11 protein-coding genes and 1 pseudogene are annotated in these 16,588 nt (G+C 75.0%); 7 read left to right on the forward strand and 5 right to left on the reverse strand.

What is annotated here, in order from left to right; genetic code table 11:
• Positions 1 to 42: 42 nt before the first annotated feature.
• The 3 genes from ACFY2K_RS32470 to ACFY2K_RS32480 form a co-directional block, all read right to left on the reverse strand.
• A complete protein-coding gene (locus ACFY2K_RS32470) occupies positions 43 to 2,472 on the reverse strand; it encodes a penicillin acylase family protein (protein WP_380525739.1) in 2,430 nt (809 codons plus the stop codon).
• Positions 2,473 to 2,741: 269 nt separating this feature from the next.
• Positions 2,742 to 3,416 (reverse strand): cutinase family protein, encoded by a 675-nt coding sequence (locus tag ACFY2K_RS32475; RefSeq protein ID WP_380525737.1) that lies wholly within the window; start codon positions 3,414 to 3,416, stop codon positions 2,742 to 2,744.
• Positions 3,417 to 3,551: 135 nt separating this feature from the next.
• Positions 3,552 to 4,214: a TetR/AcrR family transcriptional regulator C-terminal domain-containing protein gene (locus ACFY2K_RS32480; protein ID WP_375893149.1), complete on the reverse strand. Its 663-nt coding sequence runs from the start codon at positions 4,212 to 4,214 to the stop codon at positions 3,552 to 3,554.
• Positions 4,215 to 4,477: 263 nt separating this feature from the next.
• Between ACFY2K_RS32480 and ACFY2K_RS32485 the strand changes: the two genes are divergently transcribed.
• The 7 genes from ACFY2K_RS32485 to ACFY2K_RS32515 all read left to right on the forward strand — a co-directional run bounded on the left by ACFY2K_RS32485 (position 4,478) and on the right by ACFY2K_RS32515 (position 12,165).
• Positions 4,478 to 4,612 (forward strand): hypothetical protein, encoded by a 135-nt coding sequence (locus ACFY2K_RS32485; RefSeq protein WP_375893150.1) that lies wholly within the window; start codon positions 4,478 to 4,480, stop codon positions 4,610 to 4,612.
• A gap of 85 nt (positions 4,613 to 4,697) precedes the next feature.
• A complete protein-coding gene (locus ACFY2K_RS32490; protein WP_387716242.1) occupies positions 4,698 to 6,428 on the forward strand; it encodes an ABC transporter substrate-binding protein in 1,731 nt (576 codons plus the stop codon).
• The gene (locus tag ACFY2K_RS32495) at positions 6,425 to 7,402 is read left to right on the forward strand and encodes an ABC transporter permease (protein ID WP_387716244.1); all 978 of its coding nucleotides are present in this window, start codon (positions 6,425 to 6,427) and stop codon (positions 7,400 to 7,402) included. Before ACFY2K_RS32490 ends, ACFY2K_RS32495 begins: the two co-directional genes overlap by 4 nt.
• Before the next feature lie 12 nt (positions 7,403 to 7,414).
• A complete protein-coding gene (locus ACFY2K_RS32500) occupies positions 7,415 to 8,233 on the forward strand; it encodes an ABC transporter permease (RefSeq protein ID WP_387716246.1) in 819 nt (272 codons plus the stop codon).
• Positions 8,230 to 9,915, forward strand: coding sequence for a dipeptide ABC transporter ATP-binding protein (locus ACFY2K_RS32505; RefSeq protein WP_387716248.1), 1,686 nt, complete (start codon positions 8,230 to 8,232; stop codon positions 9,913 to 9,915). The genes ACFY2K_RS32500 and ACFY2K_RS32505 overlap by 4 nt, the downstream gene beginning before the upstream one ends.
• Entirely contained in the window at positions 9,912 to 11,075 is a 1,164-nt protein-coding gene (locus ACFY2K_RS32510) for an NtaA/DmoA family FMN-dependent monooxygenase (RefSeq protein ID WP_380525726.1), read from the forward strand. Before ACFY2K_RS32505 ends, ACFY2K_RS32510 begins: the two co-directional genes overlap by 4 nt.
• A gap of 67 nt (positions 11,076 to 11,142) precedes the next feature.
• Positions 11,143 to 12,165 carry an LLM class flavin-dependent oxidoreductase gene (locus ACFY2K_RS32515; RefSeq protein ID WP_387716250.1) on the forward strand — a complete coding sequence of 341 codons (1,023 nt, stop codon included), beginning with the start codon at positions 11,143 to 11,145 and terminating at the stop codon, positions 12,163 to 12,165.
• Positions 12,166 to 12,263: 98 nt separating this feature from the next.
• On the opposite strand, the gene ACFY2K_RS32520 is transcribed toward ACFY2K_RS32515, so the two are convergent.
• Complete coding sequence (locus ACFY2K_RS32520; RefSeq protein ID WP_387716252.1) at positions 12,264 to 13,307, reverse strand: LLM class flavin-dependent oxidoreductase; 1,044 nt, start codon at positions 13,305 to 13,307, stop codon at positions 12,264 to 12,266.
• A gap of 71 nt (positions 13,308 to 13,378) precedes the next feature.
• A pseudogene (locus ACFY2K_RS32525) lies at positions 13,379 to 16,564 on the reverse strand (type I polyketide synthase); the annotation flags it as partial.
• Positions 16,565 to 16,588 lie beyond the last annotated feature (24 nt).

Raw genomic sequence — 16,588 nt, forward strand, 5'->3', positions numbered from 1 at the left:
CTCGTGGGTGTGGTCGGGTGCGGCGCGGTCTCGGCCGGGGGCTCAGTCAAGGACCTTGACCTCCAGGGCCGGTGAGGCCGCGATCTGCTCCTCGGTGTAGCGCTCGGGCGCCCACTGGCCGGTCGAGAACAGCTTGGTCTGGTCGGCGTAGTGCGGCGAGTTCGGGTTGGCGGACTGGGAGTAGGCCAGCACCGAGGAGGCCTGCGGCGGCCCGTCGGCGGTGAACCGGGTCTCCTGGATGAAGCTGGAACCGAAGGTGATGTCGAACTTGCCGTCGACCGTGCCGGGCGTGACCACGTTCAGCACGCCCGTTTCGTGGATCGCGCCGGGGACCGGGATCTGCTCGCCGTTGCGGGTGACCTTCTGGACGTCCGACAGCCGCGCGTCCAGCGCGATGCCGGCGTTGCGCAGGGAGAGCACGGCCCGGGCGACCGAGTTGCGGACGACGTCGTTGCCGGCGTCCAGCGAATTGGGCGTGTGCACCGGGTCCTTGGGGTCGAAGGGCACCCGCCAGGGCAGCTTCTCGATCGCCTGCCCGCCGCCCAGGAGGAACCAGACGTTCTCGAACAGCCAGGAACCCCGGCTGTCCGGCGTGAAGTCGTGGTTCCAGGCGGCCAGGATCGGACACGCCTCGCTGATGTTGACCAGGTTGCCGTCCACCAGCACGAGCCCGAACGGCGCGCCCTGGCAGGCGCTCACGGTGGCGTTGAGGGCCAGGTCGGCCGCCCTGCTGTGGTCGGAGAACAGCAGTTGCCGCATGGTCTCCGGGGTGAAGCCCCGGCCCGGCAGGCCGTCGGTGCCGTTGATCCGGTTCTGGGCGGTGAGGATCAGCTGCTGGGTGCGCAGCGTCCGGGGTGCCGCGCTGTCGCCCATCACCCGGGGGAAGGACAGCGGCTGCTCGGGGTTGGCCAGCCAGGCGCTGTCGTTGGCGTTGCCCACGAAGTCGGAGCGGATCAGCCGCGGTTGCCGGTGCGGGTCCATCAGCCCCGGCGCGACGGCGTTCGGGTCGTTCGGCCAGTCGCACTCGCTGCGTTTGCCGTCGAAGATCGACACCGGTGGCACGTTGGGCTGCCGCAGCGACTGGTTGAACAGGATCTGGCCGGTCAGGGTGAGGCAGGACTGCGCGTGGGCGTCGGTGATGTTCGGGGTGGCCTGGATGTCCGCGTAGAGCGCGTTGCCCTTGCGGTCCGAGGCGACGGTGTTGAAGAAGGGGACGCCCTCGGTGGTCTCCAGGACGTTCACCACCTCGTTGACGTCCTTGGCCTGGTCGAGGTGGAACCAGGTGTTCAGCGCCCGCAGGTTGTCCATGTTGGCGTCCCGCACCGCGTGCGCGCTCACGACCCAGGGCAGCGGGATGCCCTGGACCGAGGTGGTGATCGGGCCGTAGCGGGTGGCCCAGAGGGTCCTGGTGACCCGGCCCACCGAGCCGTCCGGGTTCAGCACGTCGACCCCGACCTGCTGCGAGGTCATCGGCGTCCAGACGCCGTCCACCAGGTAGTTGGTGGGGTGCAGCGGGTCCACCTGGACGTCGAAGAGGCCGAACGGGGCCACCGTGGCGACGGTGTGGCTCCAGGCGACGTCGTCGTTGTGCCCGATGTTCACGGCGGGCAGGCCGAGCAGGCTGGCCCCGGAGACGTTGAAGCGGCCCGGGATGGTCAGTTGGGCCTGCCACATCCGGTTCTTGCCCTGCCAGGGGAAGTGCGGGTTGGCCAGCAGCATGCTGGTGCCCCCGGACACCCCCTGGGCGCCCACCGCCAGGGCGTTGCTGCCCATGCTGCCCTGCTGCCGGGCGGCGGCCATCGCCTCGCGGATCCGGTTGCCGGTCTCCTCCGGCGAGAGCTGCGGCGCGGCTGCGGCCGGCTGGGCGGCACCGGGCTGGGCGGCGACCGAGGCGCCCGGGGGTGCGGCGTTGACCTCGCCGTCCACCAGCGGGTCGGCGCTGCCCATGATGATCTCGGCGTGGGCGTGCCGGTAGACGTCCAGTTCGGTGATCGGCCGCACCCAGGCGGCGCCGCGGCAGGCCGGGTCGGTGATGTTGCCGACCCCGGTCTCGGCCAGGTACCGGTTGTAGCCCTGGACGTAGCCGCGGATGGCCTCCTTGACCTCCGGCTCCGGGCCCCTGGGCGCGGGCTGGTCGATCAGCCCCTCCACCACCCGGTTGTCGTTGATCCGCTGGAAGTAGAGGTCGCTGTTGAGGTTGGTGGTGACGTTCTGGTTCTGGCCGGGGCTGGCCTTGCCGTCCGGGCCCAGGTAGCGGGAGCGCTGGGCGTTGACCATCAGGTAGGTGTCGGCCAGGGTGCAGATGTTGTCCTTGGCGGCGGCGTACCCGTAGCCCTCCCCCAGCCCGGCCAGGTCGGCGGCGATGATGTGCGGGATGCCGTACTCGGTGTAGCGGATCGTCGGTTTGTCCGGTGCGCCGGCGGTGGCCGCCGGTCCGGCGGCCGGTGCTCCGGCGGCCACCGTCGTGCCCATCAGTGCCACCGCGGCCAAGACCGCCACCGGCAGCCTCGCTGTGAGTCCCCTCCGCGCCATCGGGCCGTCCCTTCCCTGTCATCCGAGGGTTTTGTCCGTACGCGGCCACGCTAGGGAGGGGCGATGACAGACCGATGACGCAGGCCCCCGCCCCCGCCACCGCCCCCCGCAGACGACTCACCACCTGCCGGCGGCCGGGCGGCGCCCGGGCACTGACAGGTGGTGAGGGGGCCGGTTGCGGGCCCGGCGGCTACTGGCGGTACGGGCGGCTACCAGCTCGCCGGGTACCAGGCGCCGTTGTACCACTGCTCGTTGGCGCCGTCGTTGTGGTGGTCCATGTTGAAGTCTTCGGGGTAGTTCTTGACGTGGTTGTTCGGGTAGGTCCAGATGCCGGCGGACTCGTCGCAGACGTAGTCCCAGTGGCAGATCGTCTTGACCGGCACGTTGCCGAAGAACCGGTCGGCCCCCGCCAGCGGGGCGCCGATGATGCCGCCGAACGGCACGGCCCCGCCGTTGGCCCCGGGCGGGCCCTGGCGCTTGGGGTCGGCGACCAGGATGGCGTTGACGTTGCCGAAGGTCTGCCAGTTCTCGGTCACCCACACGTGCACCACGCCGGCGCCCAGCGAGTACCCGGCCATCTTGACGTGCTGGTCGGGACAGGCCGCGCGCTGGTCGCGGACCAGCCGGTTCAGCTCGCTGACGCCCGCCCGGGTGCTCGCCCCGTTGGGGATCTGCGTCGGGTAGCCGACGTGCTGCTGGATGTTGCCGTAGAAGCCGTCGTTGTTCCAGGAGCTGCCGGTGCCCCCGACGACGATCGTGTAGGTGCCCTCGCACGGGGCGGCCACGCGCGTGGTCGCCGCCTGTGCCGTGGCGCCTTGGGCCGCCGTCAGCCCCACCGTCAGCAGGAGCCCGGCGGACGCGGCGGCGATCTTTCGTGCTTGCATGGCGTTTCCTCCCCACGAGGTCGGCCCGCCCGCCCGCTCCGTTGCGGTGCGTGGTGGGCCCAGGTCACCGGAGGACCATCGCAGCGGGCGATGACAGGGCGATGAAGCCGATCGTCCGGGGGGCGCCGCCGCCGGTCAGGAGCGGCGGGCCGGACGGCGGCGCGGGGTGCCGAAGGCGCGCAGGAAGGTGTCGACGCCGGTGCGGACGGCGGTGGCGAGGTCGGCGGGGGCGACGGGCCGGGTGCCGAGGGCGGAGAGGCCGGGGAGGTTGCCGGAGACCAGGGCGATGAACTGGGCCGCCGCCACGGCCGGGTCGTCGAGGTCCAGGTGGCCGCGGTTGGCCAGGCTGGAGAGGCGGCCGGCCAGGACGTCCTGGACGGGCTGGGAGCCGCGGGCCACGACCTGGTCGTAGAGGTCGGGCAGTCGGGAGGCCTCGGCGTAGAGCAGCCGTTGCAGGGCCCAGCCCTCGTCGCTGAGCTGGCACTCGACCACGCGGTGGGCCACCCGTTCCAGTTCGGCCGCGAGGTCCTGTCCGTCGTCGGGGAGGCTGGCGAGGGCGGCGACGATGCGGTTGGCGGTGCGTTCGGCGCCGTCCCGCATCACCACCCGGAAGAGGTTCTCCTTGTCCCCGAAGTGGTTGTAGAGCGTCGGCTTGGCCACTCCGGCCGCCGCGGCGATGGCGTCGATGCCCGCCTGGGCGTAGCCCTCGCGCGTGAACACCTTGACCGCGGCGTCCAGGATGGCGCTGCGCTTGTCGATCCGGCCACGGCCCGTACCCGGGAGTTCACGTTCGTTCACGTTCCTCACAGTAGCGCACAGGTGCTTGCTAAATCGGATCTGAACTCATGAGTTCAGTCTCAGGGGAGGCTGCGCACCAGGGGCCTTGCTGGGGCGGGTGCCATCTCGGGTTCCACCTCCCATGGAGCGGACGGCAATTGAACAACCTAGTTCAGTCTGATTAACTACCCGGGTCAGTGGGAATCGTTTCGCGCCAGTCCCTGGGCGAGAACTGACCATTCATCGGCGCTCCGGTTCCGGAGCCGGTCTCCTAGGAGTACGGGGTGTCCGCCACGCGTGGCCTGCCGGGCATGCGCCCGCTGCTCGCCGCCACCCGCCGGGCGATCGACCTCTCCCGTACCGACAGCGCGCTCTGTACCCGGCCGCGTTGTGCCCCCGCGCGGCCCGGCAGCCACTGACCGGCCGGCGCGACGGCCCTCGCGGCGACCCCGACCCGTCCCCGGCGGCCCCGCCGCCGTCCGCGCCTCGGAGAGAAGCCCCGCCATGCGACCGCACCCCGACACCCTCGCCCCCGCCGCCGCCCCCGCCGCCGCCGCCAGGACCGCGACCCGGCACCGAACCGCCGTGCACAGCAGGGGGTTCCGCTCCAGACTCGGCCTCGTCGCCGCCCTCACCGTGCTCCCGCTGACCGCCGCCTGCGCCGGCTCCGCGACCACACCGGGCGGCGCCGACGCCGCCGGCGGCGACCGGCCGGTGGCCGGCGGCACCCTCACCCTCGCCGTCCCCTACGGCCCGACCTGCCTCGACCCGCACCAGGGCCAGGCCGACGCCCTGTTCTCCCGGGCCGCGCTGGACTCCCTGGTGTGGCAGGACGACAGCGGCACCGTCCAGCCCTGGCTGGCGAAGTCCTGGAAGATCTCCGAGGACCAGAAGACCTACACCTTCACCCTGCGCACCGGCGTCACCTTCAGCGACGGCACCGCCTTCGACGCCGCCGCCGTGAAGGCCAACCTGGACCACGTGGTCGCCCCCGCCACCAAGTCCGCCGGCGCCGCCCAGCTGATCGAGAACTACCGCTCGGCCAGGGTGGTCGACCCGCAGACCGTGGAGGTCACCCTCGCCGCGCCCGCCTCCTCGTTCCTCACCGGCCTGGCCTCCCCGAGCCTCGGCATCGAGTCGCCCGCCACCCTGGCCGGCGACCCCAAGGCGCTCTGCTCGAAGATCGTCGGCACCGGCCCCTTCACCAGCGCCGAGGGGTTCACCCCGCAGCAGGGCATCACCTACCAGCGCCGCGCCGACTACGCCTGGGCCCCCGAGGGCGCCGCCAACCGGGGCGCCGCCCACCTGGACCGGCTCACCGTACGGATCGTCCCCGACAGCTCCTCCCGCCAGGGCGCGCTGACCAGCGGTCAGGCCGACGCCGCCGCCGCGATCGCCCCGGTCAACGTCGCCAGGCTCAAGGCCGACCCGAAGTTCACCGTGCAGAGCGCCGTCTCCCCCGGCGTGCCGTGGAGCCTGAACCCCAACACCGAGAAGGGCCCGCTCGCCGACGTCCGGCTGCGCCGGGCGCTGCGCAACGGCATCGACTGGCACCTGATCGTCCAGAAGCTCTACTTCGGCGTCTTCCCGGCCGCCACCGGACCGCTCTCCCCGTCCACCCCCCAGTACGCGGCGGGCGTCGCCGACCAGTACCGGTACGACGCGGCGGCCGCCGGGAAGCTGCTGGACGAGGCCGGCTGGGCGGCGCGCGACGGCGAGGGCTACCGCACCAGGGACGGGAAGCGGCTGAGCCTGGACTTCCTGTACATCGGCGAGTACTTCGGCCAGTACACCGCCCTGGCCACCCAGATCCAGGCCGCCGCGAAGGACCTCGGGATCGAGATCCGCAACCAGAACCTGGACACCGGCACCTACGTCAAGCGCGTCCTGGCCGGGGACTACGACCTGCTCAACAGCAGCGCCAACAACTCCTCCCCGGACGCGCTGCGGCTGGTCTTCGGCAGCGCCCACATCCCCACCGCCAAGATCGACAACAACGCCGCCCGCTACCACGACGACCAGGTCGACGCCCAGCTCGCCGACGCGCTCGCGACCACCGACGTGCAGCGGCAGAAGACCCTCTACGCCGCCGTCCAGCAGAAGGTGAGCCAGGACGCGGCGATCCTGCCGGTGTTCAGCAACGCCTACGTGCTGGGCACCTCCGCCCGGGTGCGGGGCGTCGCCTTCGAGCAGCAGAGCTTCCCGAACTTCGCCGACGCCTGGCTCGCCCGGTGACCGGCGCCCTGGCGGACCGCCGCCCCGGCGGCGCCGCGCAGAACCGCCTCGGCGGCGCCGCCCTGCGCCGGCTCGGCAGCGCCGTCCTGGTGCTCTGGGGCGCGGTGACGCTCGCCTTCCTCGCCCTGCACCTCACCTCCGGCGACCCGGTCGACCTGCTCACCGGCCTGCGCGGCACCGGCGACGGGCTGCGCGAGGAGATCACCCGGGAGTACGGGCTCGACCGACCGCTGCCGGTGCAGTACCTGACCTTCCTCGGCCATGTGCTGCGCGGCGACCTCGGCGACTCCTACGTACTCCACCTGCCGGTGCGCACCGCGATCGGCCAGCAACTCGGCCCGACCCTCCAACTGCTGGGCGCCACCGTGCTGGTGACCGTCGCGCTGGCCGTCCCGGCGGCCCTGCTGACGGCCGGCCGGCCGCGCTGGGTGCGCACCCCCGTCGCCCTGCTGGAGGGCCTGGGCGTGGCCGTGCCCGCGTTCTGGCTCGGCACCCTGCTGCTCGCCCTGTTCTCCTTCCGGCTGCGCTGGTTCCCCGCGCTGGGCGCGCCGGGGCTGGACGGGCTCGTGCTGCCCGCCCTGGCACTGGCCGCCGGGCCGGCCGCCGTGATCACCCGGGTGCTGCGCCGCGGCCTGGAACGGACCCTGGACGAACCCTTCGTCACCACCGCCCGGGCCCGGGGCCTCGGCGAGGCCGCCGTCCGGCTGCGGCACGCGCTGCGGCACGGCCTGCTGCCGGTCACCACCCTGGTCGGCTGGCTGACCGGCTCGCTGATCGGCGGCGCGGTGGTGGTCGAGTCGGTCTTCTCCCGGCAGGGGCTGGGCACGCTCGCCGTCACCGCCGTCCGCAACAAGGACCTGCCGCTGGTCATCGGCATCGTGCTGGTCGCGGGGCTGGTCTACACCGTCGTCAACACCGCCGTCGACCTGTCCTACCGGCTGGTCGACCCGCGGCTGCGCACCAGCGAGAGCTGAGGAGGAAACCCCGTGGTCATCCCCCGCATCCGCCCCGGCCTCGCGCTGGGGCTCGCGGTCTGCGTCCTCCTGCTGCTGGCCGCACTCGCGCCGGGCCTGTTCGGCGGCGCCGGGCCGGACGCCGCCAACCCCGCCGACACCCTGCTGCCGCCCGGGTCCGCCCACTGGATGGGCACCGACGAGAACGGACGCGACGTCTACTCCCGCGTCGTGCACGGCGCCCGGCCCTCGCTGCTGATCGGCCTGGCCGCCTCCGCCCTGGCGCTGGCGGCCGGCACCCTGGTGGGCGTGCTGGCCGCCCAGGGCGGACGGACCGTCGACCGGATCGCCGGCCGGCTGCTGGACGTGCTGCTGTCCGTCCCGGGCGTGCTGCTGGTGCTGCTGGTCGTCGCGGTGCTGGGCACCGGCACCGGGAACCTGGTGGCCGGGCTCGCCCTGGTCACCCTGCCCGGGTACGCCCGGCTGGTGCGCGCCGAGGTGCTGCGGGTGCGCGGCACCGGCTACGTCGAGGCGGCCACCGTGCTCGGCTGGTCGCGGCTCCAGGTGGTCCTGCGGCACGTCGTGCCGAACGCCGTCGGGCCGCTGCTGGCGCTGGCCACCGTCGGCGTCGGCGGCATGATCGTCACCGGCTCGGCGCTCAGCTTCCTCGGGCTGGGCCCGCAGCCGCCCACCGCCGAGTGGGGCGCGATGCTCGCGGGCAGCGGCGACTACGTCCAGGTCGCCTGGTGGACGGCGGTCTTCCCCGGGGCGGCGATCACCCTCACGGTGCTGGCCGTCTCGGCCGTCGGGCAGTGGCTCCAGGACCGGGCCGAGGGGCGGGTGGCGCGATGAGCACCGAGACCCGGTCCGAGCCCGCGCACCCGCGGACCGAGCCCGCGCCGCCGGTGGTCGAGGTGCGCGGCCTCCAGGTCGCCTTCCCCGGCCGGCGCGGCCCGGTCACCGCCGTACGCGGCCTGTCGCTGACCGTCGGCGCCGGCGAGAGCGTCGCCCTGGTCGGCGAGTCCGGCTCCGGCAAGAGCGTCACCGCGCGCGCCCTGGTCGGGCTGACCGGGCCGGGGGCGCGCACCACCGCCGAGCTGTTCCGGATCGACGGGCGCGACGCGGGCGCACTGACCGACCGGCAGTGGCGGCCGCTGCGCGGACGCCGGATCGGCTTCGTGCTCCAGGACGCGCTGGTCTCGCTCGACCCGCTGCGCCGGGTCGGCGACGAGATCGCCGAGGCGCTGCGCGCCCACCGCACCGTGCCGCGCGCCGAGGTGCCCGCGCGGGTCCTGGCCCTGCTCGCCGAGGCGGGGGTGCCCGAACCGCGGCTGCGGGCCCGGCAGTTCCCGCACCAGCTGTCCGGCGGGCTGCGCCAGCGCGCCCTGATCGCCTCCGCGCTCGCCGCCGACCCGGCGCTGCTGATCGCCGACGAGCCCACCACCGCCCTGGACGTCACCGTCCAGGCGCAGATCCTGGAACTGCTCGCCGAGCGGCGCCGGGCCGGCCGGGCGCTGCTGCTGATCAGCCACGACCTGGCGGTGGTGGCGCGGGTCGCCGACCGGGTGCTGGTGATGAAGGACGGCGAGGTGGTCGAACAGGGCCCCACCGCCGAGGTGCTGGCCGAGCCCCGGCACCCGTACACCCGGCAGCTGCTGGCGGCCGTGCCCCGGCCGGGGGCGCGCGGCACCCGGCTGTCCGGGCCGCGGGCGGGCGCCGAACTGCCCCGGCCGCGCACCGGGGAGCGGGTGGTGCTGCGCGCCGAGGGCCTCGGCAAGTCCTTCGCCGTCCCGGGGCACGCCCCGGTGGCCGCCGTCCGGGACGTCTCGCTGACCCTGCGGGAGGGCCGCACGCTCGGCATCGTCGGCGAGTCCGGCTCCGGCAAGAGCACCACCGGGCGCCTGCTGCTGGGCCTGGCCGCGCCGGACACCGGGAGCGTCGAGGTGGACGGGCAGTCCTGGCAGGGCCTGCGCGGCGCCCGGCGGCGCGCCCTGCACCGGCGGATCCAGGTCGTCCACCAGGACCCGCTCAGCAGCTTCGACCCGCGCTACCCCGTCGCCCGGATCATCGCCGAGCCGCTGGCCGCCACCGGGGTGCCCCGGCGGGCCCGGGCCGGCCGGGTCGCCGAGCTGATGGCCCAGGTCGGGCTGGGCCCGGAACTGCTGCACCGCCGTCCGCGCGAACTGTCCGGCGGGCAGCGCCAACGGGTCGCGATCGCCCGGGCGCTGGCACCGCGCCCGCGGATCGTCGTGCTCGACGAGCCGGTGGCGGCGCTGGACGTCTCCGTCCAGGCCCAGGTCCTCGACCTGCTGGCCGAGCTGCGGGCCGAACTCGGCGTGGCCTACGTGTTCGTCTCGCACGACCTCGGCGTGGTGCGCCACGTCGCCGACGAGGTGCTGGTGATGAAGGACGGCGAGGTCGTCGAGTCCGGGGACGTCGCCGAGGTCCTGACCGCGCCGCGCCACCCCTACACCCGCCAACTGCTGGACGCCGTCCCCCACCTGGACGGCCCGAACCCCGGGAAGGCCCGATGAGCACCGAACGCGAGCTCCACCTCAACCTGCACATGGTCGGCGGCGCCATGGGCGTGCACCCCGCCGCCTGGCGCGAACCCGGCTCCGACCCGTACGGCTTCGCCCGGGTGGAGACCTGGGTGGACGCCGCCCGGACCGCCGAACGCGGGCTGATGGACGCGGTCTTCCTCTCCGACACCCCCGGGGTCTTCGCCGACATCCAGACCAGCCCGCACGGCGCGTACTACCACGAGCCGACGCTGATCCTCACCGCGATCGCCGCCGCCACCTCCCGGATCGGACTGATCGCCACCGCCTCCACCACCTCCAACGAGCCCTACAACATCGCCCGCCGGTTCAAGTCGCTGGACGTGCTCAGCGGCGGGCGGGCCGGCTGGAACGCCGTCACCACCTACATCCCCCAGGTGGCGGCCAACTTCGGCGGCAGCGGCCTGGCCCCGCGCACCGACCGGTACGCGCGCGCCGAAGAGTTCGTGGACATCGTCAAGGCGCTGTGGCGCAGCTGGGAGCCGGAGGCACTGGTCGCGGACGTGCGCACCGGGCGGTTCACCGACCCGGGGCGGCTGCGGCCGATCTCCCACCAGGGCGAGCACTTCAGCGTCCGCGGGCCGCTGCCGCTGCCGCCCTCCGCCCAGGGCCACCCGCTGGTGGTGCAGGCGGGCGCCTCCGAGCCGGGGCGCGAACTGGCCGGGCGGACGGCCGACGTGGTGTTCTCCGGGGCCAAGACCCCGGACGTCGCGCACGCCTACGCCGCCGACGTCCGGGCCCGGGCCGAACGGCACGGCCGCGACCCCCGGTCGGTCAAGATCCTGCCCGGGCTGATGACCACCGTCGCCGACAGCCGGCGCGAGGCGCTGGCCCGGCTGCGCCGGCTGGACGAGCTGGCCGGCCACGCCCCCTGGCGCGGGGCGCACATCGAGGCGATCGGCACGCCCGAGCAGGTCGCCGACGTCGCCGAGGAGTGGTTCGTCTCGGGCGCCGCGGACGGCTTCACCCTGATGCCGGACGTCTTCGCCGACGGACTGCCGGCCTTCGTCGACCTGGTGGTGCCGATCCTGCAGAAGCGCGGCGTCTACCGCTCGTCCTACCGGGGCAGCACGCTGCGCGAGCACTACGGACTGCCGCACCCGTACCCGACCCCCGCCCCGGCCGGCGTGTGACCACCGCCGCCCGGACCCGGTCCACCCGCCCCCGGCGCACCGGGGGCCGACTCCTGAGGAAACAGGCATGACCGCGTTCTCCGTCCTCGACCAGGGCCCCCGACGGGCCGGCACCGGCACCTCCGAGCTGCTCGACGAGGCCGTCCGACTCGCCCGGCACGTCGAGGCGTTGGGTTTCAGCCGGTACTGGGTCGCCGAGCACCACGCCGAGGCAGCGGTGGGCATCTCGGCGCCCGAGATCGTCATCGCCCACCTGGCCGCCCGCACCACCCGGCTGCGGATCGGCGCCGGCGGGATGCTGCTGCCCAACCACTCGCCGCTGCACGTCGCCGAGCAGTTCCGCACCCTGGAGGCGCTGCACCCGGGCCGGATCGACCTCGGCATCGGCCGCTCCACCGGCACCGGGCACGGGCCGACCGCCGCCCTGCTGCAGCGCTCCTCGCTCGCCCCGGACGTCTTCAACGGCCAGCTGGCGCAGCTGCTGGCCTTCGGCGGGCACACCGCCCTGCCGGACGGGCACGAGCTCGCCGCCGTCCGGGCCGTGCCGACCGACGCGCCGCTGCCCGAGGTGTTCCTGCTCGGCGGCAGCCCCGCCTCGGCGGGCACCGCGGCCCGGCTGGGCCTGGGCTACGCGTACCTGGCGGCCTACCAGGACCCCGCCAACGCCTTCACCGCGCTGCGCCGCTACCGGGAGCAGTTCCGCCCGGCCCGCGAGGGCGCGCGGCCGTGGGCCGTCCTGACCCTGACCGTGGTGGTGGGCCGGGACGACCGGCACGCCGAGGAGCTGGCCGCCCCGTGGCGGCTCGCGCTGGCCCAGCACGCGGTGGGCCGCTCCGCGCCGCTGCTGTCCGTCGAGGAGGCCCTGGGCCACCGGCCGTCCCCGGCCGAGCAGGCCGCGCAGCGCACCCGGCCGCTGAACGACCTGCGCTCGGAGGTGGTCGGCGGGCCGGACACGGTGGCGGCGAAGTTGAAGGCCTTCGTGGCCGAGTCGGGCGCGGACGAGGTGATGGTGGTGGCGAACACCTACGACCCGGCGGACCGCCGGGAGTCCTACACCCGGCTGGCCGAGCTCGCGGGCCTGGCCTCCTGAGCTCCTGACCGCCGGACGTGCCGCAGGGGTGGGACACCGGCCGGTGTCCCACCCCTGCGGCGTGTGGGGGCTGGGGGGTGGGGCTGCGGGGCGGGGGTTCAGAGCCGTACGGGCAGCTCCCGCAGGGCCGGGAGCACCTCGGCGGCGAAGGTGCGCAGCGCGGCGAAGGCCGTGTCGGCGGGCAGGGTGCCGTACTCGAAGGCGGCGTTGACCCGGGTGACGCCGGCGGCGGCGAGTTCGGCGATCTGCTCGACGATCTGCTCGGGCGAGCCGGCCAGCAGCCGCTGGTAGGCGAGTTCCTCGTCGGCCGGGTCGACGGCGGCCGGGACCGGTGGCCGGCCCCCGGTCGGGTAGGCGCCCTCGGCCAGGGCGCGGGAGGTCTGGATCTGCCGGGCGACCTCGCGGGCCGCGGCCCGGCGCCCGGCCGGGTCGGTGCCGACGTGGACGAAGCGGTTGACGGCGTACTCCAGGCCCTCCGCCGCGACCCCCTCCTCGGCCGCCAGGGTGGCCACCGTCCGCCACTGGGCGGCGAGTTCGGCCGGGGTCGACAGGGCGAGGCCGAGCAGGTGGAAGCCGCGCCGGACGGCGAAGCGGGTGGACTCGGGCGAGACCGCGGCGGCCCACACCGGCGGGTGCGGGGCCTGGTGGGAGGGCGGCAGGACGGTCACCGGGGCGTCGATCCGGTGGAACTCGCCCTTGTGGGTGACCTCGGTCTCGGTGAGCAGCCGCAGCACCAGGTCGGCGGACTCCTCGAAGGCGGCCCGGCTCCGGTCGAGGTCGCGGCCGAAGCCGAGGAACTCGTGCGGCTGGTAGCCGCGGCCGATGCCGAGGTCCAGGCGGCCGCCGGACAGCTGGTCCAGGGTGTTGACGTCGGCGACCAGGCGGACCGGGTCCCACAGCGGCAGCACCAGGATGCCGGTGCCGATCCGCAGGTCGGGGGCGAGCGCGGCGGCCTGGCCGAGCAGCAGCAGCGGGGAGGAGCTGAGGCTGTAGCCGGAGAAGTGGTGCTCGGTGATCCAGATGCCGGAGAAGCCCCGGTCGTTGGCCCATTCGACCTGCCGGGCGAAGTCCAGGTACTTCTGCCGGGCGGACGACCGGTCGACCGACGGGGAGATGCTGAGGTAGGTGATTCCGACGCGCATGACCGGGGTTCGCTCCTCTGGAAGGTTCGGCGGGCTTGGTCGTTCGGTGGGGGGTGGACGGGCTCGGTGCCTCAGGCGGCGGGCAGGACGGACTCGGCCAGCAGGTGGTCGAGGTGGGCGGTCAGTTCGACCGGCGTGGGGTGGTCGAAGGCGACCACCGGGGGGAGCGCGAGCCCGGTCGCGGCGACGAGCCGGTTGCGCAGGTCCAGGACGGTGAAGGAGGAGAAGCCGAGGTCCTGGAAGCGCTCCCGCTCGCCGATCCGGGCCGGGTCGGCGTAGCCGAGGGCCTCGGCGGCCTGTTCCCTGACCAGAGCGAGCAGCAGGGCGGTGCGGTGCCCGGGCCCGGCGTCCGCCCAGCGCCGCAGCAGGGCGGCCGGGTCCTCGGCGGGCTCCCGTTCCGCGGTGGTGGCCCCGGGCAGCGGCGCGGGTTCGCGGCCGGCGCCGGAGGGGCCGGGGGTGGCCAGCCAGTGGACCGTCGGGGCGAAGGGGTGGCCGGGCACGGTGTCGGGGTCGGCGGCGGGCGCCGGCCCGCTCGGCCCGCCGACCGGCAGCCCGTGCACCTCGGCCCCGGCCAGCGCGGCGGCGAGCGCCCTCGACGGGGGCCGTTCGCGCAGCTGCACGGGCAGTTGGACGGCCTCCGGGTGGATCGCGGCGGTCAGCGCGGCGAGCGTGCTGTGCGGGCCGAGTTCCAGGTAGGCGGTGACGCCGTACCGCTCGCGCAGGGTGCGCACGCCCTGCTCGAAGCGGACGGTGGCGCGGATCTGCTCGGTCCAGTAGCGGGGGCTCGCGATCCGCTCGGGGTCGGCGGTCTCGCCGGTGAGGTTGCTGATCACCGGCAGGCTCGGGGCGCGGTAGCCGATCCGCCGCGCCTCGGCGTGGAAGCGTTCCAGCACCGGGTCCAGCTGGGCGGAGTGGAAGGCGTGCGAGACCCGCAGCCGGCGGGTGCGCAGGCCGAGGCCGGTGAGCTCGCGGTCGAGCCGGGCGATCGCGTCGGCGTCGCCGGAGACCACCGTGGAGGCCGGTCCGTTGACGGCGGCCAGGCCGAGCGCCTGCCCGTACGGTGCGAGCAGTGCGGTGAGCCGCTCCTCGGGGGCCTGGACGGAGAGCATCGCGCCCGCGCCGGCGGGCAGTTCGTCCATCAGCCGGGCCCGGGCGGCGACCAGCGCGGCCGCCGACTCCAGGTCGAACACCCCGGCCAGGTGGGCGGCGGACAGTTCGCCGATCGAGTGGCCGAGCACCGCGACCGGTGGGGGCAGCCGGGTGCCCAGCAGTCGGGCCAGCGCGGTCTGGTGGGCGAACAGGGCCGGCTGGGTGTACCGGGTGCGGTCCAGCAGTGCGGAGGCGGCGGAGCCCGGTTCAGCGAACATCACGTCCCGCAGCGGGCGGTCCAGGTGGGGGTCGAGGGCGTCGCACACCTCGTCCAGCGCCTTGGCGAACTCCTGGTGCTCGGCGTGGAGTTCACGCCCCATGCCGGGCTGCTGGGAGCCCTGGCCGGTGAAGGTCCAGGCGGCCCTGGGGGCGGCGACGGCGGTGCCGCGCACCAGGGCGGGGTGGGTGCCGCCGGCCGCCAGGGCGCGCAGGGCCGGGGCGATCTCCGCCGGGCGGTCGGTCAGCACGGCGGCCCGGTGCGGGAACCGCGCCCGGCCGTGGCCAAGCCAGTGGGCGGTGTCCCGGGCACGGTCCGCGGCGCCGTTCCCGATACCGTCCGTGGCGCCGGCCTCGGCGTGCGCGGCCAGCGCCAGCGCGTGGTCGCGCAGCGCCTCGGGGGTGCGGGCGGTGAGCAGCCAGGGCCGGTCGGCGGGGCCGGCGCCGGGCTCGGGACCGGGTTCGGCGGCCGGCGGCTCGGGGGCCTCCTCCAGGATCAGGTGGGCGTTGGTGCCGCTGATCCCGAAGGAGGACACGGCGGCCCGGCGCGGGCGCTCCCCGCGCGGCCAGGGCGCGGCCTCGGCGAGCAGTTCGACGGCGCCTTCCGACCAGTCGACGTGCGGGGTGGGCGTGTCCAGGTGGAGGCTGGCGGGCAGGGTGTCGTGCCGCAGGGAGAGGATCAGCTTGATCACCCCGGCGGCTCCGGCGGCGGCCTGGGTGTGACCGATGTTGGACTTCAACGAGCCGAGCCGCAGCGGGCGTTCACGCTCGGCGCGGCCGTACACCGCGAGCAGGGCACGGGCCTCGATCGGGTCGCCGAGCGTGGTGCCGGTGCCGTGCGCCTCGACCGCGTCGACCTGGTCGGGGGTGAGCCGGGCGTCGGCCAGCGCCTCCCGGACGACGGCCTCCTGGGCCGGCCCGCTGGGGGCGGTGAGCCCGTTGCTGGGGCCGTCCTGGTTGACGGCCGAACCGCGCAGCACGGCCAGCACCCGGTGGCCGTTGGCACGGGCGTCGGACAGGCGCTCCAGGAGCAGCAGGCCGACGCCCTCGGCGAGCCCGGTGCCGTCGGCGCCCGCCGCGAAGGCCTTGCACCGCCCGTCCGGGGCCAGCCCGCGCTGGCGGCTGAACTCCAGGAACACCCTCGGGTGGGCCAGCACGCAGGCCCCGCCGGCCAGGGCGAGGTCGCTCTCGCGCGAGCGCAGCGAGCGGGCCGCCAGGTGCAGCGCCACCAGCGAGGAGGAGCAGGCGGTGTCGACGGTCAGGGCCGGTCCGTGCAGGCCGAAGTGGTAGGCGAGCCGGCCGGAGGCGACGGACCCGGCGTTGCCGGTCATGAAGTGGCCGTCGAGTTCGCCGGCCACCTCGTGCGGGCGCGGGGCGTAGTCCTGGCCGATCATGCCGACGTACACGCCGGTCCGGCTGCCGCGCAGGGCGGCCGGGTCGAGGGCGGCGGACTCGAAGGTCCGCCAGGCGGTCTCCAGCAGCAGCCGCTGCTGGGGGTCCATGGCGAGCGCCTCGCGCGGGCCGAGGCCGAAGAAGGCGGCGTCGAACTCGCCGGCGCCGTCCAGGAAGCCGCCCTGGCGGGCGTAGGAGGTGCCGGGGGTGGCCGGGTCCTCGTCGAACAGCGCGTCGAGGTCCCAGCCGCGGTCGGCGGGGAAGTCGCCGATGGCGTCCCGGCGTTCGGCGAGCAGCCGCCACAGGTCCTCGGGGGTGCGCACGCCGCCGGGCAGCCGGCAGGCCATGCCGACGATCGCGACCGGCTCGTGCGCGCGCTCCTCCAGGGCCTCGATCCGGCGCCTGGCCTGGCGCAGGTCGGCGGTCGCGCGGCGCAGGTAGTCGCGCAGCCGTTCCTCGGTGCCGCCGGGGGTGGCGGTGGGGGCGCCGCCGGAGGTGGCGGCGGGTTCGGTCGTCCCGGGCAT

This window comes from Kitasatospora sp. NPDC001309, assembly GCF_042896295.1.
Lineage (GTDB): Bacteria > Actinomycetota > Actinomycetes > Streptomycetales > Streptomycetaceae > Kitasatospora.

Excerpts from the sequence above, each read along its gene's own strand:
- ACFY2K_RS32470 (WP_380525739.1), bottom strand. The coding sequence starts at position 2,472 with ATGGGCACGACGGTGGCCGCCGGAGCACCGGCCGCCGGACCGGCGGCC.
- ACFY2K_RS32475 (WP_380525737.1), bottom strand. The coding sequence starts at position 3,416 with ATGCAAGCACGAAAGATCGCCGCCGCGTCCGCCGGGCTCCTGCTGACG.
- ACFY2K_RS32490 (WP_387716242.1), top strand. The coding sequence starts at position 4,698 with ATGCGACCGCACCCCGACACCCTCGCCCCCGCCGCCGCCCCCGCCGCC.
- ACFY2K_RS32505 (WP_387716248.1), top strand. The coding sequence starts at position 8,230 with ATGAGCACCGAGACCCGGTCCGAGCCCGCGCACCCGCGGACCGAGCCC.
- ACFY2K_RS32510 (WP_380525726.1), top strand. The coding sequence starts at position 9,912 with ATGAGCACCGAACGCGAGCTCCACCTCAACCTGCACATGGTCGGCGGC.
- ACFY2K_RS32515 (WP_387716250.1), top strand. The coding sequence starts at position 11,143 with ATGACCGCGTTCTCCGTCCTCGACCAGGGCCCCCGACGGGCCGGCACC.
- ACFY2K_RS32520 (WP_387716252.1), bottom strand. The coding sequence starts at position 13,307 with ATGCGCGTCGGAATCACCTACCTCAGCATCTCCCCGTCGGTCGACCGG.